This window comes from Yersinia alsatica, assembly GCF_902170305.1.
In the GTDB taxonomy this organism is placed as follows: domain Bacteria; phylum Pseudomonadota; class Gammaproteobacteria; order Enterobacterales; family Enterobacteriaceae; genus Yersinia; species Yersinia alsatica.
The window spans coordinates 233,319-248,452 of the sequence record NZ_CABHWW010000009.1 but is presented as its reverse complement, the minus strand read 5'-3'; the positions used below and the strand labels follow the sequence as shown (position 1 = coordinate 248,452).

Sequence of the window (15,134 nt, the reverse complement as noted above, 5' to 3'; positions counted from 1 at the left end):
CGCTAGCTGTCTGGATTCAAACCTCATTTTCCCGCATTATGGACAAATAGCTCGGCCAGCCACCTCAGTGACTGGCCTGATTTGCCATTCTAGCCGAGGTATTATTTTTCCATGTCAGATAACCCAGCAACCCCATCATTGCGCCTTTATGGCATTAAAAATTGTGACACCATAAAAAAGGCCCGCCGCTGGCTGGAAGAACAAGGCATTGCCTATCAGTTTCACGATTATCGTGTGGATGGGTTGAGTGACGAACGCCTGCAAGGCTTTATTAATAAACTGGGCTGGGAGCCGCTGCTCAATACCCGCGGCACCACCTGGCGTAAGTTACCGCAAGCTCAGCGAGATGCCATTACTGATGCGCCAACGGCCAAAGTGCTGATGTTAGAGCAGCCAGCGATAATCAAACGCCCACTGCTGGAAGCCGCCAATGGCGCGATGTTATTGGGCTTCAACATTGAAAGTTACCAACATTTTATTCAACAAAATCAAACTGCAATTGAGGTGCAATAACATGATCTGTCCGGTAATCGAACTGGCTCAACAACTGATTAAACGCCCGTCGCTCAGCCCTTATGATGCGGGTTGTCAGGAGATCATGATTCAGCGTCTGGAAGCCATTGGCTTTATTGTCGAGCCGATGAATTTTGGCGACACTCTCAATTTCTGGGCCTGGCGTGGTGAAGGTGAAACACTGGCGTTCGCCGGTCATACCGATGTGGTTCCAACCGGTGATGAAAGCCACTGGAGCAGCCCGCCTTTTGAACCTACCATCCGCGATGGCATGCTGTATGGCCGTGGTGCCGCAGACATGAAAGGTTCGCTGGCCGCAATGGTGGTCGCCGCTGAGCGCTTTGTGGCCGCACACCCGGACCATAAAGGCCGGCTGGCATTTATGATTACCTCTGATGAAGAAGCCAGAGCGATTAATGGCACGGTAAAAGTGGTTAATGCCCTGATGGCACGCAATGAACGGCTGGATTATTGTCTGGTCGGTGAGCCATCCAGTACCGAGCGCGTTGGTGATGTGGTGAAAAATGGCCGCCGTGGCTCCATCACCGCCAACTTACATATTCATGGTATTCAAGGGCATGTAGCTTATCCGCATCTGGCGGATAACCCGGTTCACCGCGCAATACCCGCCCTAAATGAACTGGTTGCCACCCAATGGGATGAAGGCAATGAGTTCTTCCCTGCCACCAGTATGCAGATAGCTAACTTGCATGCCGGTACCGGCAGCAATAACGTGATTCCCGGCGAGTTCTATGTGCAGTTCAATTTCCGCTTCAGTACTGAACTGACCGACAGCATGATTAAGCAGCGAGTTGAGGAATTATTGCAACGTCATCAACTCAATTACACTCTGGAGTGGGTACTGTCCGGCCAACCGTTCCTGACCGCACGTGGCGCACTGGTTGATGCCGTGGTTAATGCTGTTGAGCATTACACCGAACTAACACCGCAGTTATTAACCACCGGCGGCACCTCTGATGGCCGTTTTATCGCCTTAATGGGGGCACAGGTGGTGGAGCTTGGCCCCGTCAATGCCACCATCCATAAAGTAAATGAATGCGTCCACGCTGCTGATTTACAACTGCTGAGCCGGATGTATCAAAGAATCATGGAGCAACTTATCGCATGATAACGCCACAGATGCTTACCGGGCGTTCAACAGAGCATTTAGTGGTGTTAACAGGTAACCACCGGATGCAGCCGCAAGCGGTTGACGCCTTTCTGGCAATGCAGCAGGCAGCTAAAGTGGCAGGTTTTGATTTACAACCAGCCAGTACTTTTCGTGATTTTGACCGCCAATTAGCTATCTGGAATGGTAAATTTCGCGGTGAGCGACCAGTATTAGATAAAGACAGTCATCCAATCGATGTTTCTCAGCTTGATGATGCTGCGCGCTGTGAAGCTATTTTACGTTGGTCAGCACTGCCGGGAGCCAGCCGCCATCACTGGGGCAGCGATTTAGATATTTACGATCCATCACTGTTACCAGCACAGGCAAAATTACAGCTGGAGCCATGGGAATATCTAGCGGGTGGCTATTTTTATCCACTAACGCAATGGCTTGATACTCATATGGTCGAGTTTGGCTTTTACCGGCCTTTTAGTGAAGACACTGGCGGTGTTGCCGCCGAGCCTTGGCATCTGAGCTATCGGCCTCTGGCGCAAGCGGCGGAACATTTATTGACTCCAGCTATTTTGCTGGAAGCTTGGCAGTCACAAGATGTGGCAGGCAGTGAGTGGCTTATCCGCCATTTACCGATGATTTTTTCACGATTTATAGGAATTAAACCATGCATTGGCTAGCAGATTACTGGTGGGTTGTTCTTATCCTGCTGGCGGGTATTATTTTAAATGGAATCAAAGAGTTACGCCGCCTTGATCATAAGAAATTTTTGAGCAACAAGCCGGAGTTACCCCCGCATCGCGATAATAATGCGCAGTGGGATGATGACGATGACTGGCCGGATAAAAACCAGAAAAAGTAAGTAAGTGACGAACCCTATTGAACGAAGGGGGCTTCCCCTTCGTTTGAGATAACTATTTCGCGGCGATATCCCGACGTAGTTGGGCAATAGCACGCTCCAGCATCGGCTGATTAATGCCATGCCCGGTATGAGCATCCAAATCCAGCGTCACCTGATGACCTAATGCCGTTAAGCTGCTGACTGCGGCTTTGGCATGCTCGACCCGGATAACACCATCCTGCTCACCATGAATCAGATGAATCACCACATCGGCTATCGGCTGTTGCGGCAAAGTGGCAAAACGCCCACTGAACCCGATCACCCGCCCTGCCAATTGCGGCTGCGCTTTCACGCTCTCCAGCGACATAATTGTGCCCTGCGAGAAGCCCACCAGTGTGGTCTGCTGTGCATTCAGACCACTTTGCTGTTGCCATTGACGCACTGTGGCGACAAATTGCGCCATCACGTCATCAATCCGCCCCTGACGGCCCTCTTCGGTAATACCTTGAACTGAAAACCACTGCCGCCCATTGCCCATGCCACTAGCAAAAGGAGCATCAATACTGACCACCAATGCCTGAGGAAATGCTTGGGCGAAATGGCTCCCGACCGGCGCCATGCCCGCGGCACTGTCGCCAACCCCATGAAACAGTAAAATTAATTGCTCTGGTTTTGCCGGTTGCTGCACCACGATATTCTGCTGACTCATTGGAAGACCTTTAATCATCAAGTAACGATAAAATGACTATACGCTGTTGGTTTGGTAGGGATATTGGGTTTTATTGATGGAGTTGGTGGGAATTATTGATGATCCGAGTGCATGAGTATGGGGGCTGGGTTTGGTTGGTATTGATTTCGGTGATCCGTTTCGGTTGTCGGGTATGGAGTTTGGTTTCGGTTGGTATTGATTCTGGTGATCCGGTTCGGTTGTCGGGTATGGAGTTTGGTTTCGGTTGGTATTCATTCGGTGATCACCTGTTCTCCACCACCTCAACCGAGCAGGAGGGCAAGCCGGCCCTCCTGCACCTGCGGCTTGCGCGAAATATTGCCCTACGGGTAAACCTCCCGCGTCTTTCGGGCTGACGAGCCAGCGCGATTCGCATCCATGCTCAAGCGCGCTTTTCGCGGGCGTCCATGCCCGCTCACTCTACCCTTAATCCTTGTCGGCAATATCTCTGATTGCGCTCAACGTCAAAATCATGGTGTTGACCTTAATCTTTTAAAGCACATTTGAGCAGCCGAGTGAAGAGTGGAGATAGGACGCGAGGCATGGATGCCGAGCGAGCCGTGCTTGAGCATGGATGCGACAACACTGCGGAGCAGTTTTGAACAACGCTTGCGTTGGCCCGAAGGGTAGCCTCGAAGAGGCAATAATCACGGCGGTCCGTCAGCGAAACGATGAGTCGAGGGCCACCCACGAAGTGGGCTAGCGATACGTGCGCAAGCACGGGGATTCCAAAGGGGTCACGCGCTTGTGACCTCTTTGGCGGTTGAGGCATCGGAGGTGAGGTTGCAGCCAATCTTATGTCAACCGAACCGGATCACCAGAATCAATATCAACCGAAACTAGATCCGATACTCAATAACCAAACCGGATCACCGGAATCAATACCAACCGAAACCTGATCCGCCCGCCAACCCCACTTTAATAACATCAACCGCCGCCATCCCCTGTGCTGCCTCTTGCCGCCACTGGGCCATCAATGCCTTGCGACCTGAAATCCCCAGATGGCTAACAATCTCTGCTGGTGCAATGCCCTGCTGTAAATATTGCCGCAATGCGACAAGAGGTAACTCAGTCTGCAACAGTTCAGGCTGTAATAGCAGCCGCTGCAAAGCGGGCAAACTAGCCTCTAATGGGCGGAAAGCAAAAGCAAATCCGGTAAGTTCGCGCCAGTCGTCGTCATTTAAAGTGATATCAACCGGTTCTGACTGTGGCAACGATAGTGGCGTGTCCAGATCAATCCATTGCTGCAACCAATACCAATCGCGCGCTAATTGCTGCCGCGCTGAGTCATAGAGCGCATGCCCCGCACAACTCAAGGGTAATATCGCCATAGCAGCATAACAGCCGCTACTGGCCTCTCGGTGGCTGCCTATGCGCACCAGATGAAATCCACAGGCATGCCAAAAAGCGGCTAACTCGGCGGTATAACCAAAACTGACCGAAAGAAAATCAAGCTGGTCCTGTTGTGCTCGTGCCAACTCGGCGAAAATCATCTGGCGGGCAATACCTTGGCGCCGCCATGATGGCGTGACTGCCACGCGGCTAATGCGCCGTGATAACAAGGTCGGTGCCTGCCATTGACCACTGTGAGCCGCCAAAGATTGCGCCACTAAACTGCCCTTGGGCCGCCGCCTGCCAGCCCAGACATCCTGAGCTAAGCTGCTATCCAGGCCGCCCTCATCCACCAGCCACAAAGCACCAATAACTGAATCTGCGGCTTTCGCCACTGAGAAGTGCATTCCCGGCGCATCCAGCAAACGCCGGAGATCAAGGGGAGTGGTGCGGTAATGCGCGCTGGAGAGTAAGCCATAGAAATGCCGCAGTAATTCAGGATTATCCAGCCAGGCGCGCTGCTCACAAGGAATGATATCAACTTGTGCGCCAAGAGATTGAGCTGCTGGCAACTCATCATTGAACAACATAATGTCATCCACAATGCGCTCCAGCGGATCATGGCTGGCCCAGCGAATCGGGTCGGACAGGGTTAAATGATGCCAATCACTCAAAGTGGCGCAAAACTTCAATAAGAAGCCGCGCCCGGTGCCCTCATATCCCTGTACCGTGGTTGTTAATAATGCTCGAGGGAAATAGGCCAAGAGTGCGGATAACAGCGCAGTCGGGATAGCGGCAGCCTCATCAATCAATAGCCAATCAATCTCACTGACATCATGTTGCTGGCAGTAATCCAATAGCGCATCTGGTGCCCAAAAGCGCGCCCGCTCCCCTGCTCGCTGGCTCAACACCTGAGTGGCCGCTTTCCCCGGACCGGTAACCCAACAGTTGCCCGGCCAAGATGCCACCAGCATCCCGGCGAGTGCCGACTTCCCCCGCCCTCGGGCCGCAGTCAACACCCAGACACCCGCCTCTGCCTGCATCAGGCGCTGCAAAATCTGTTGCTGTTCCGTGGTTGGCGTACCCTCCGGCGGGAACCAGTCAGGATAGCAATCCCCGGCACTCAGCGAGAGCGGCTGACCTTGTTGCCATAAAATAGCATCGGAATCAGCCAGAATTTGCCGTTGCATATGCTGAATAAAGTTGGGCGTTATGATTGGCTCACTTTGTTCACTCCAGCGCAGACTATCGCGATCGGGCAAATGCGGCCAGCGGTGCCATTCCGGCACTAACAGCACCAACCAACTGCCCGCTCGCAATGTTCCCGCCAGCACCGCCAGTGCTTCAGTATTCAAACCGTCGGTGGCATCAAACACCGCGTGAAGCCACTCTTGACCAAGCAAGGTTTTTGCTGCTGCCGGGCGAATGCCATTAATACCTGCCGGTAGATCCTCGCCAATCCACAACCAATCCCCGGCTAATTGCCCACATAGCGCCAGCGCCTGCTGTCGTGCCCAATCGGCACGGCCACTGAGCACCAATAAGCGCCGAATTCCCTGCTGCGCCATCAATGATTGGCGGGCAACAATTGGCTGACAAGCAATAATCGCATTATTCACGCTAGGATTTACCGATCACCAGCGAGAGCAGCCCGGCGGCAATCAATGGCCCGACCGGCACCCCGCGGAACAGCGCAACCCCCAATACCGTCCCGACGAGTAAGCCCGCCACCACTGACGGTTGGTGTGTCATCAACGAAACACCTCGGCCACCAAGCCAAGAAACCGCGACCCCGACCACAATGGCGAGTATCGATTTCCACTGTACAAAGGAGTGCAATACTTCGCTGGCACTGATTTTCCCACTGGCAATCGGCGTCATTACGCCAATAGTCAGGATCAATATGCCGATGGTTAAGCCATATTTTTCTATCCACGGGAAAAACTGATTCAGAGGCGTGATACGAACAGCAATGAGTGCCAGAAGAGCTAATGTGACAGTCATGTTGTGGCTGATAATGCCAAGTGCAGCCAGCACCAAGAGAATTAATAAAGTTGGGTCGAGAGCAGCCATGGTTATCCCTGCCTTGCAATAGAATGCCGGCAGCGAATGTGCCGGCAAAAAGTGGTGTTATGATAATCCCTGCTTACTTGAGGTTCTAGTGCTATTAGCGGCTGGCAAAGGTGTTGCAGCTATTCGGGTCACCACTGTCGAAGCCACGTTTGAACCAGCTATAGCGCTGTGCCGAGGTGCCGTGAGTAAAACTGTCCGGCACTACACGCCCTTGGCTTTGTTGCTGTAGCCGGTCATCACCAATGGCCTGTGCGGCATTCAAGGCCTGTTGTAAGTCCCCCACTTCCAGCACATTCTGCGCTTCCATCGCTTTACCCCATACACCGGCAAAACAGTCAGCCTGTAACTCCATTTTGACCGATAAGCGATTGGCTTCTGCTTGAGATGCCCCCTGCTGCTGTTGGCGCACTTTGGTATCAATTCCCATCAAATGCTGTACATGGTGGCCAACTTCATGAGCAATGACATAGGCCTGAGCAAAGTCACCGCCCGCGCCCAGTTTATTTTTCATATCTTCATAAAAAGAGAGATCGATATAAACCGTACTGTCTGCCGGGCAATAAAACGGCCCCATAACGGATTGCCCAGTACCACAACCGGTGTGGGTGGCACCTCGGTACATCACCAGCTTAGGCTCCTGATAAGTTCGGCCCATTTTTTGGAAAATAGGTTTCCAGGTATCTTCAGTATCCGCCAGCACCACCGAGGTAAATTTGGCATATTGGTCATCTTTCGCGCTGACAGAACGTGGTGGACTTTGCTGTGTTTGGCTTTGTGACATCGGATCGTTGCCATTTAATAGCGGCGTCAGGTCGACGCCGTAGTAGCCCGCCACCAGCACCACAATCAAGATAACCAAACCACCTTTGCCACCAATTGGCGGCCGGAAACCGCCAGATGAATTACCGCGTCTGTCTTCTACATTGTCACTTTCGCGACGACCTTGCCAACGCATAGCTATGCTCCCAGATATATTTCTTACACATTATCGTAGGAAATCTCCGGAGCTAATACCATTAAAAGCGAAAATGATTGGTACCGAGGGGTGGATTCAGATGATTCGCCAAGGCCGCAAGGAATGAGCAAAGGAGCTAAAGGATAAGGAGAGACCGAGAGTCCCTCCCCTAAAACAGTGCCGTCAATGAAACGTAATCGATTGCGCGGTTAGTCTAATTTTACGCCAATACGGTGTGCAACTTCTTCGTAGGCTTCAATCAAACCACCCAAACTTTGACGGTAGCGGTCTTTGTCCATCTTGTTCAAGGTTTTCTTATCCCACAAGCGGCTGCCATCAGGTGAGAACTCATCACCCAAGACCACTTCGCCGTTGAACAGGCCGAATTCCAACTTGAAGTCCACCAGGATTAAACCGGCATCATCAAACAGTTTGCTCAGCACGTCATTGGCCAAATAGCTCAGTTCTTTCATCCGCGCTAATTGCGCTTCTGTTGCCCAGCCAAAGGTTTTGCAGTAAGACTCATTGACCATCGGGTCATGCATGGCGTCATTTTTCAAAAACAGATCAAACAGCGGTGGATTCAGCGGCAAACCTTCTTCGATACCCAGACGTTTTACCAACGAACCTGCAGCACGGTTACGGATGACACACTCAACCGGGATCATTTCCAGTTTTTTCACCAGCACTTCGGTATCTGACAGCAAACGTTCCATTTGGGTAGGAATACCGGCTTCTTCCAATTTAGCCATAATGAAATGGTTAAATTTGTTGTTTACCATGCCTTTACGATCGAACTGCTCAATGCGCTGACCATCCAGTGCTGACGTATCGTTACGGAACTCCAATACCAATAGGTCAGGATTTTCGGTGGTATAGACGGTCTTCGCCTTGCCACGATACAACTCAGCTAGCTTTTGCATCTTATTACTCCAGTGATATGACAATGTTCAATAAATAAAGGGGCCGCAGCCCCTTTGGTTTTATTTGGTACTTGTAGCACTTGTCTGGCTAAGTGCTGCCTGGAACACGGCGACCAGTGCATCATTCTGCGACTGGGTTAGTGTCTGCCCTTTAGGGCCGATGAACTGTAAGCTACTGCGGTTATCAAGGTCACCGACTTGCAACTTATAATCACCTTCTGGCAATTCAGGGTCTTTAGCGCCCAACGCATCCCAGCTACTGCTGCTCATAGATTTAACGGTAACGTTAATCGTGCCCAGCGGACGGCTACGGTCAGTGACCTTCATGCCCACTTTTTCAAGTGCGGCCGGTAGGCGCTCCCACAGCACAGCATAAGGTGCGCGGACCACTAATTGTGGTAAACCGGTATCATCGCTGCCACTTTGAACATCCAAAGGACCGACTCGACGAGATGCCTGGCTGCTTTCGCTATCAGAACGGACTTTATCCAAGCCTTCTACGATGGCATTCAACATAGCGCCATTGTAACGCTGAATTTCGGTATAGCCGGTAACTGGGTTCCCACCTTGCTGTAGAGCAAGGGATTTGACCACTAGCGCCAACTGATAACCTTGTTCCTGCACACTTATCTGATAACGGCCTTCAAACTGAACGTCTTCATCTGCACGGTTCCATTTGATCCAGTCGGTTGTCAGCGTTTGGCTGGCATCCTGACGGCTGGCTATCGTCCAGTTTTTATCTTGCAGAACGTGGGTAACTTGCGCCCACAGATTACGATTTTGCGGGCTATTTTCTAACAATAGCTTGCTGGTATCGTTAGCATTTTCAGCGCGAGAACCGCTTAACAATGCCAGTGGCTGTACCGGAGGACGGATGTCCAACTGTTTACCCACAGCGCCTTGAGAGTTGACGGAACGGACATCATACTCACCATTTTGCACTGGCAGGATCATCCCTGCCGGTGAGTTCAGCGGCCTTAGCCCTGGAGCTTCAAGATAAGACTCGTCACCGCCAACCTGGCGTTTGTAGCGTTGGTCGGTGGTGCAGCCTGCCAGCAGCATTGCCAGCGAAACACCCACAACCGTTACCACCGTCGACTTTTGCAATGATATTGCCATCAAATTTCCCTAAGAGTTACAGCAAACCTGCGCTTTTCAGCGCGTCTTCCACAATCCGTTTAGCCGGAGAGGTCAACGGGGTCATTGGCAGACGCAAAGTATCATTTGCCATTAATCCCAGTTTCTTCGCGGCCCATTTCACCGGAATTGGGTTTGCTTCTACAAATAAATGCTGATGCAACGGCATCAAGCGCTGATTCAAACGGCGTGCTTCTGCAAAGTTACCTTGTGCAGCCAATGCACAAAGTTCAGCCATTTCGCGCGCAGCAATGTTCGCTGTCACCGAAATAACACCTTTGCCGCCCAGTTGCATAAAGTCCAGTCCGCTCGCATCGTCACCACTGAGCAGGATGAAATCTTCATCATCAACCAGCACTTGGATCTGACTTACACGACTTAAGTTCCCTGTTGCCTCTTTAACAGCAACAATATTTTTAATCTTGGCTAAGCGGGCAATAGTCGGCGGTAACATATCGCAACCGGTACGCGATGGCACATTATAGAGAATTTGTGGCAAATCGGTACTTTCAGCGATCGCTTTAAAGTGTTGATATAACCCTTCCTGCATCGGACGGTTATAATATGGCGTCACCGTCAGGCAACCCACCACACCGGTATTATTAAACCGTTGGGTCAGTGAAATTGCTTCGGAGGTGGCATTAGCGCCGGTTCCGGCAATCACCGGGATGCGGCCATCGGCCAGTTCGAGCGTCTGCATGACCACATCAACGTGTTCGTCATGATTCAGCGTTGCAGATTCGCCCGTCGTGCCCACGGAGACAATCGCCGCAGTTTTACTGGCTACATGATAATCGATAAGTTTCTTAAGGCTCGCACGATCGACAGCACCTTTGTCGTCCATCGGCGTTACCAGCGCAACTATGCTTCCTGTAAACATCGAACTTCCCGTAAACATTGCCCACCCCCTACTTAAACAAGTTCCTCATGGTACTTTTGACCTCTATCCAAAAGCAAGCAAACAACTGTGTTGTAAGCGCTTGGCAGCAGGTTTTTTTTATGTTTACCATGGTAACCCCAAAGAGCATGACAGGAAGAGCGATTTTGCCGCAGCTTGATGAACATTATCTGGTCATTACCGCACTCGGTGCTGACCGCCCTGGAATCGTGAATACCATCACCCGCCACGTCAGTAGCTGCGGTTGTAATATTGAAGATAGCCGGCTGGCCATGTTTGGTGAGGAGTTCACATTTATAATGCTGCTTTCCGGCAGTTGGAACGCTATTACCCTACTGGAATCAACCTTGCCACAAAAAGGCGCGGAGCTTGATTTGCTGATTGTGATGAAGCGGACCAATGCCCAAAATCAGAAAGCGATGCCTGCCACAGTATGGGTAAAAGTTGAAGTCAATGACTCCCCTCATATTATTGAACGGTTTACCAATCTGTTTCATTGCCACAATATGAATATCGCGGAGTTGGTTTCCAAGACACAACCGGCTGAAGGAGACATTCCTCCTCGATTGCATATCCAGATCAGCGCACACAGCCCCGCCAGCCAAAACAGTTCATTAATCGAACAAGCCTTTTATCAGCTATGTACAGAACTCAACGCGCAAGGCAGTATTAGCGTTGTGAACTATCCACAGCATGACTCACGAATGGAGAGTTAGTAATGAGCCCATTGAAAGCCGGTGATATTGCGCCGAAGTTTAGTTTGCCCGACCAAGATGGCGAGCAAATTAGTTTGGCCGACTTCCAGGGACAACGTGTCTTAGTCTATTTTTATCCTAAAGCCATGACCCCTGGCTGTACCGTTCAGGCCTGCGGTCTGCGCGACAACATGGACGAACTGAAGAAAGCAGGCGTCGAAGTGCTGGGTATTAGCACCGATAAACCCGAAAAACTGTCGCGTTTCGCCGAAAAGGAATTGCTAAATTTCACTCTGCTGTCTGACGAAGATCACCAGGTTTCAGAGCAATTTGGTGTTTGGGGTGAGAAAAGTTTTATGGGTAAAACCTACGACGGAATCCATCGTATCAGCTTCTTAATTGATGCAAATGGTAAGGTGGAGCATGTGTTTGATAACTTCAAAACCACTAACCACCACGATATCGTCATGGATTATTTGCGCCAAAGTGCCTAAGTTATGATGCACTCGCCATTATCCTTCATTGCAAAAAAGAGCGCTTAGGCGCTCTTTTTATTGGCTAAATTCAGTGATTCGGGTGAGTGAGTGCAGCTAACACCGCCACAGTGGCAAGGGCGCAATATATCCCCAAAGCCATTGCTGTTGCAGCAAGGCAGCCAGCGAACTCATCCCGATGAGCTGACTCCAGTCAGTGATTCGGGTGAGTGAGTGCAGCTAACACCGCCACGGCGACAAGGGCGCAATATATCCCCAAAGCCATTGCTGTTGCAGCAAGGCAGCCAGCGAACTCATCCCGATGAGCTGACTCCAGTCAGTTATTCGGGTGAGTGAGTGCAACTAACACCGCCACGGCGACAAGGGCGCAATATATCCCCAAAGCCATTGCTGTTGCAGCAAGGCAGCCAGCGAACTCATCCCGATGAGCTGACTCCAGTCAGTAATTCGGGTGAGTGAGTGCAGCTAACACCGCTGCAGCGGCAAGGGCGCAGGGGATAGTTAATTGGCGTCGGGGATAAACTCCTCCGGCCACGCATGAATAACCGCTTTAACCAAGGTGGCCAATGGGATGGCAAAGAATACTCCCCAGAAACCCCACATACCGCCAAAAATGATCACTGACAGAATAATCACCAGTGGGTGCAGGTTCACGGCTTCAGAGAACAACACCGGCACCAGTAAGTTGCCGTCCAGCCCTTGTACGACCAGATAGGCGACAAAAAGAGTCCAGAAATCGGCACCTACCCCCCATTGGAATAGCGCCACCAGCACCACAGGGATAGTGACAATCACCGCGCCAATGTAAGGAATCAAGACAGAAAAACCGACTAATACCGCCAGTAATAGCGCGTAATTCATGCCCATCACGAAAAACACTAAATACGTGGCAATGCCGACCACTACCATTTCCAGCACTTTTCCGCGAATATAATTAGTAATCTGCTGGTTCATTTCTAGCCACACTTGCCCGGCCAAACCACGATTACGCGGTAAAATACGGCGCACTGCATTCAGCATCTGCTCTTTATCTTTGAGCAGGAAAAACAGCATCAATGGCACCAAAATCAAATAGATTGCCAAGGTCAGTAAACCGATTAATGAGGCCAGCGAGATTTTAACCACTGACTCTCCCATACCGGACAGCTTGCTGCGCAGGTTTTCTGCCATCATATCGACGATGCCTGCATCCACCAATGCGGGGTAACGTGAAGGTAATGTCTGAGCAAATGCATTGAATTTATTGAGCATTTTTGGCATATCTGATATCAGATTATTGCCCTGTTGCCACACTGTTGGTGCCACAACAAATACTGCCAGCAGCATGATACTGGCAAAAACCACCAATACGATACTGGCCGCCCACGGGCGTGAACAACCAACACGCTGCAAGCGAGCTGTCGGCCACTCCAGCAAATATGCCAGTACAATAGCCGCCAACAACGGGGCTAAAATACCGCTAAAGAAGTAGAGAATGCAGAACCCGGCCAACAGAATAACCAGTAACGCGATAACCTGCGGGTCAGTAAAACGCCGACGATACCATTGTAACAACAGCTCTAGCATCCGAAATTGCTCCTTAAGTACCATGAGGAACCCACAAATCGATGAGTTCCTTTAATCGCCCCGAAAAACAGAGGCATAACCCGAAGGTAAGTTTTACGCGTCGGCCGTTATCTTATCGTCATTGCCTTAGACACCATTCCTTTATATAACTATTCCTTTATAACGATAGGCTGACTAAGATAGTTGCGAGTTTCAGCAACGGATGAAGAGCTTAACCTTTAACCTATTTATGACTATTTTTGTGATCTAACTCGCTTTCGTGATGATTGTACTGGAGAGCAGAGCAAGGAAGAAGAACTCTTACACATCTCGGAGTCTAATTGTCATTACATTAGTAGGGGCAACCTCGTTTATGACATATTGGTTATGTAAAACAAGTCGGTTAAGCAAGACAGTGATCGCCACGCTAATGAGTAGTTTACTGCTCACCGGATCTGTATCTGTTAAAGCTGAAACCCAGACACAAGATTTGCTGCCCGATATCGGCACCTCAGCGGGTGCAACCTTGAGTATTGATCAAGAAAAGGCCATGGGGGATTTTTATGTCCGCCAAATGCGCGCCAGTACCCCGCTGATTTATGACCCGCTATTAACGCAATATATTAATACGTTAGGTAACCGTTTGGTCGCCAACGCCTACTCCGTGCGCACACCGTTTCACTTCTATCTGGTCAATAATGATCAAATCAACGCCTTTGCGTTCTTTGGTGGCAATGTGGTGCTGCACTCAGCCCTGTTCCGTTATACCGACAATGAAAGTGAGCTGGCATCAGTCTTAGCCCATGAAATATCCCATGTGACACAACGCCATCTGGCGCGAGCCATGGAAGAACAGCAACGAATGGCACCGCTGACGTGGGTTGGCGTATTAGGTTCAATTCTACTGACCATGGCCAGTCCGCAAGCGGGTATGGCGGGCTTGAGTGGCACTCTGGCGGGGGCTCAGCAGGGTATCATCAGCTTCACACAAGGCAACGAACAGGAAGCTGACCGCATTGGTATTCAAGTGCTGCAACGTTCAGGGTTTGATCCGCAGGCCATGCCAAACTTCCTGCAAAAACTGGCCGATCAGTCGCGATATGCCTCCAAACCACCCGAAATGCTGCTGACTCACCCCTTGCCGGACAGCCGCCTATCCGATGCGCGTAACCGTGCCAATCAGATGAAGCCGCACCCTATTGCCTCGTCGCAAGACTATCTATTCGCCAAGGTTCGTATTCTTGGCATGTATGGTTCGACTGAAAACAGCCTAACGCCAGACCTGTTAGACACCTTGAGTAAAGGCACCACTCGTGGGCAACTGGCTGCTAAATATGGCCAGGCTATTTTGTGGTATCAAGCCAAAAAATATGATGAAGCCCGCAATCAGTTACAACCACTGTTAGCGCAACAGCCGGGCAATATTTGGTTCCTCGATTTGATGACAGATATCGATTTGGGGCAAAACAAACCGGCGCAAGCTATTGAGCGGTTACAAAAAGCGATCGCAGCACAAAAAGATGAACAGCCGGTATTACAGCTGAATCTGGCTAATGCGTATGTACAGGGCGGGCAGCCGGCTGCTGCCATTAAGTTACTGAACCGCTATACCTTCGCTAACCCAAATGATCCGAATGGTTGGGATCTGCTGGCGCAAGCAGCTGCTGCAATGGGGTTACGCGACCAAGAACTGGCAGCTCGTGCAGAAAGTCTGGCATTAAGTGGTAAATTGACGCAAGCCATTGGTTTACTTAGCGATGCCAGCGCACGAGTGAAGTTAGGGAGTTTAGAACAAGCTCGCTATGATGCTCGCATTGACCAGTTGCGCCAATTGAATGAGCGCTTCCGCAAATATCAGAAGTCTTAAGGAAAGTTACG

Annotated in this window: 19 protein-coding genes; 11 read left to right on the top strand and 8 right to left on the bottom strand. The window is 50.7% G+C overall.

What is annotated here, in order from left to right; genetic code table 11:
* The first annotated feature begins 111 nt into the window (after positions 1-111).
* From FTA96_RS05855 to FTA96_RS05840, 4 genes are read left to right on the top strand one after another with little or no spacing between them, the layout of a single operon-like run.
* On the top strand, positions 112-513 hold the full coding sequence (locus FTA96_RS05855; RefSeq protein ID WP_050132816.1) for an ArsC family reductase: 402 nt from the start codon (positions 112-114) through the stop codon (positions 511-513).
* Between the two features lies 1 nt (position 514).
* Positions 515-1,642 (top strand): succinyl-diaminopimelate desuccinylase, encoded by a 1,128-nt coding sequence (gene dapE, locus FTA96_RS05850; protein WP_050109332.1) that lies wholly within the window; start codon positions 515-517, stop codon positions 1,640-1,642.
* A gap of 11 nt (positions 1,643-1,653) precedes the next feature.
* The gene (locus FTA96_RS05845) at positions 1,654-2,316 is read left to right on the top strand and encodes a M15 family metallopeptidase (protein ID WP_186372857.1); all 663 of its coding nucleotides are present in this window, start codon (positions 1,654-1,656) and stop codon (positions 2,314-2,316) included.
* Positions 2,304-2,498 (top strand): YpfN family protein, encoded by a 195-nt coding sequence (locus FTA96_RS05840; protein WP_050109330.1) that lies wholly within the window; start codon positions 2,304-2,306, stop codon positions 2,496-2,498. Before FTA96_RS05845 ends, FTA96_RS05840 begins: the two co-directional genes overlap by 13 nt.
* Before the next feature lie 52 nt (positions 2,499-2,550).
* Here the strand turns inward: FTA96_RS05840 and ypfH are convergent, their stop codons facing one another.
* Positions 2,551-3,186 (bottom strand): esterase, encoded by a 636-nt coding sequence (ypfH, locus tag FTA96_RS05835; protein WP_145530664.1) that lies wholly within the window; start codon positions 3,184-3,186, stop codon positions 2,551-2,553.
* Positions 3,187-3,284: 98 nt separating this feature from the next.
* Here ypfH and FTA96_RS05830 point away from each other — a divergent pair, with 98 nt between their 5' ends.
* Positions 3,285-3,560: a hypothetical protein gene (locus tag FTA96_RS05830; RefSeq protein ID WP_145573337.1), complete on the top strand. Its 276-nt coding sequence runs from the start codon at positions 3,285-3,287 to the stop codon at positions 3,558-3,560.
* A 522-nt stretch (positions 3,561-4,082) separates the two neighbouring features.
* On the opposite strand, the gene FTA96_RS05820 is transcribed toward FTA96_RS05830, so the two are convergent.
* The 6 genes from FTA96_RS05820 to dapA all read right to left on the bottom strand — a co-directional run bounded on the left by FTA96_RS05820 (position 4,083) and on the right by dapA (position 10,504).
* Complete coding sequence (locus FTA96_RS05820; protein ID WP_050111245.1) at positions 4,083-6,104, bottom strand: tRNA(Met) cytidine acetyltransferase TmcA; 2,022 nt, start codon at positions 6,102-6,104, stop codon at positions 4,083-4,085.
* A 52-nt stretch (positions 6,105-6,156) separates the two neighbouring features.
* Positions 6,157-6,609 (bottom strand): DUF441 domain-containing protein, encoded by a 453-nt coding sequence (locus FTA96_RS05815; RefSeq protein WP_050111239.1) that lies wholly within the window; start codon positions 6,607-6,609, stop codon positions 6,157-6,159.
* Positions 6,610-6,703: 94 nt separating this feature from the next.
* On the bottom strand, positions 6,704-7,564 hold the full coding sequence (gene ypfJ, locus FTA96_RS05810) for a KPN_02809 family neutral zinc metallopeptidase (RefSeq protein ID WP_145573335.1): 861 nt from the start codon (positions 7,562-7,564) through the stop codon (positions 6,704-6,706).
* 209 nt (positions 7,565-7,773) lie between these two features.
* Positions 7,774-8,487 (bottom strand): phosphoribosylaminoimidazolesuccinocarboxamide synthase, encoded by a 714-nt coding sequence (purC, locus tag FTA96_RS05805; protein ID WP_050111241.1) that lies wholly within the window; start codon positions 8,485-8,487, stop codon positions 7,774-7,776.
* A gap of 60 nt (positions 8,488-8,547) precedes the next feature.
* A complete protein-coding gene (gene bamC, locus FTA96_RS05800; protein WP_050111242.1) occupies positions 8,548-9,606 on the bottom strand; it encodes an outer membrane protein assembly factor BamC in 1,059 nt (352 codons plus the stop codon).
* Positions 9,607-9,622: 16 nt separating this feature from the next.
* Positions 9,623-10,504, bottom strand: coding sequence for a 4-hydroxy-tetrahydrodipicolinate synthase (gene dapA / locus FTA96_RS05795; RefSeq protein ID WP_050111243.1), 882 nt, complete (start codon positions 10,502-10,504; stop codon positions 9,623-9,625).
* Positions 10,505-10,668: 164 nt separating this feature from the next.
* Here dapA and FTA96_RS05790 point away from each other — a divergent pair, with 164 nt between their 5' ends.
* The 5 genes from FTA96_RS05790 to FTA96_RS23670 all read left to right on the top strand — a co-directional run bounded on the left by FTA96_RS05790 (position 10,669) and on the right by FTA96_RS23670 (position 12,170).
* Complete coding sequence (locus FTA96_RS05790; protein ID WP_050101448.1) at positions 10,669-11,238, top strand: glycine cleavage system transcriptional repressor; 570 nt, start codon at positions 10,669-10,671, stop codon at positions 11,236-11,238.
* Between the two features lie 2 nt (positions 11,239-11,240).
* Entirely contained in the window at positions 11,241-11,711 is a 471-nt protein-coding gene (gene bcp, locus FTA96_RS05785; protein WP_050111244.1) for a thioredoxin-dependent thiol peroxidase, read from the top strand.
* Between the two features lie 90 nt (positions 11,712-11,801).
* Positions 11,802-11,924, top strand: coding sequence for a hypothetical protein (locus FTA96_RS23680; RefSeq protein ID WP_261172622.1), 123 nt, complete (start codon positions 11,802-11,804; stop codon positions 11,922-11,924).
* On the top strand, positions 11,925-12,047 hold the full coding sequence (locus FTA96_RS23675) for a hypothetical protein (protein ID WP_261172621.1): 123 nt from the start codon (positions 11,925-11,927) through the stop codon (positions 12,045-12,047).
* Positions 12,048-12,170, top strand: coding sequence for a hypothetical protein (locus tag FTA96_RS23670; RefSeq protein ID WP_261172620.1), 123 nt, complete (start codon positions 12,048-12,050; stop codon positions 12,168-12,170).
* 42 nt (positions 12,171-12,212) lie between these two features.
* Here FTA96_RS23670 and FTA96_RS05780 read toward each other — a convergent pair whose 3' ends face one another.
* Positions 12,213-13,277, bottom strand: coding sequence for an AI-2E family transporter (locus FTA96_RS05780; RefSeq protein ID WP_050111092.1), 1,065 nt, complete (start codon positions 13,275-13,277; stop codon positions 12,213-12,215).
* A 352-nt stretch (positions 13,278-13,629) separates the two neighbouring features.
* On the opposite strand from FTA96_RS05780, the gene bepA reads away from it, so the two are divergent.
* Positions 13,630-15,123 carry a beta-barrel assembly-enhancing protease gene (bepA, locus tag FTA96_RS05775; protein WP_186372854.1) on the top strand — a complete coding sequence of 498 codons (1,494 nt, stop codon included), beginning with the start codon at positions 13,630-13,632 and terminating at the stop codon, positions 15,121-15,123.
* Positions 15,124-15,134 lie beyond the last annotated feature (11 nt).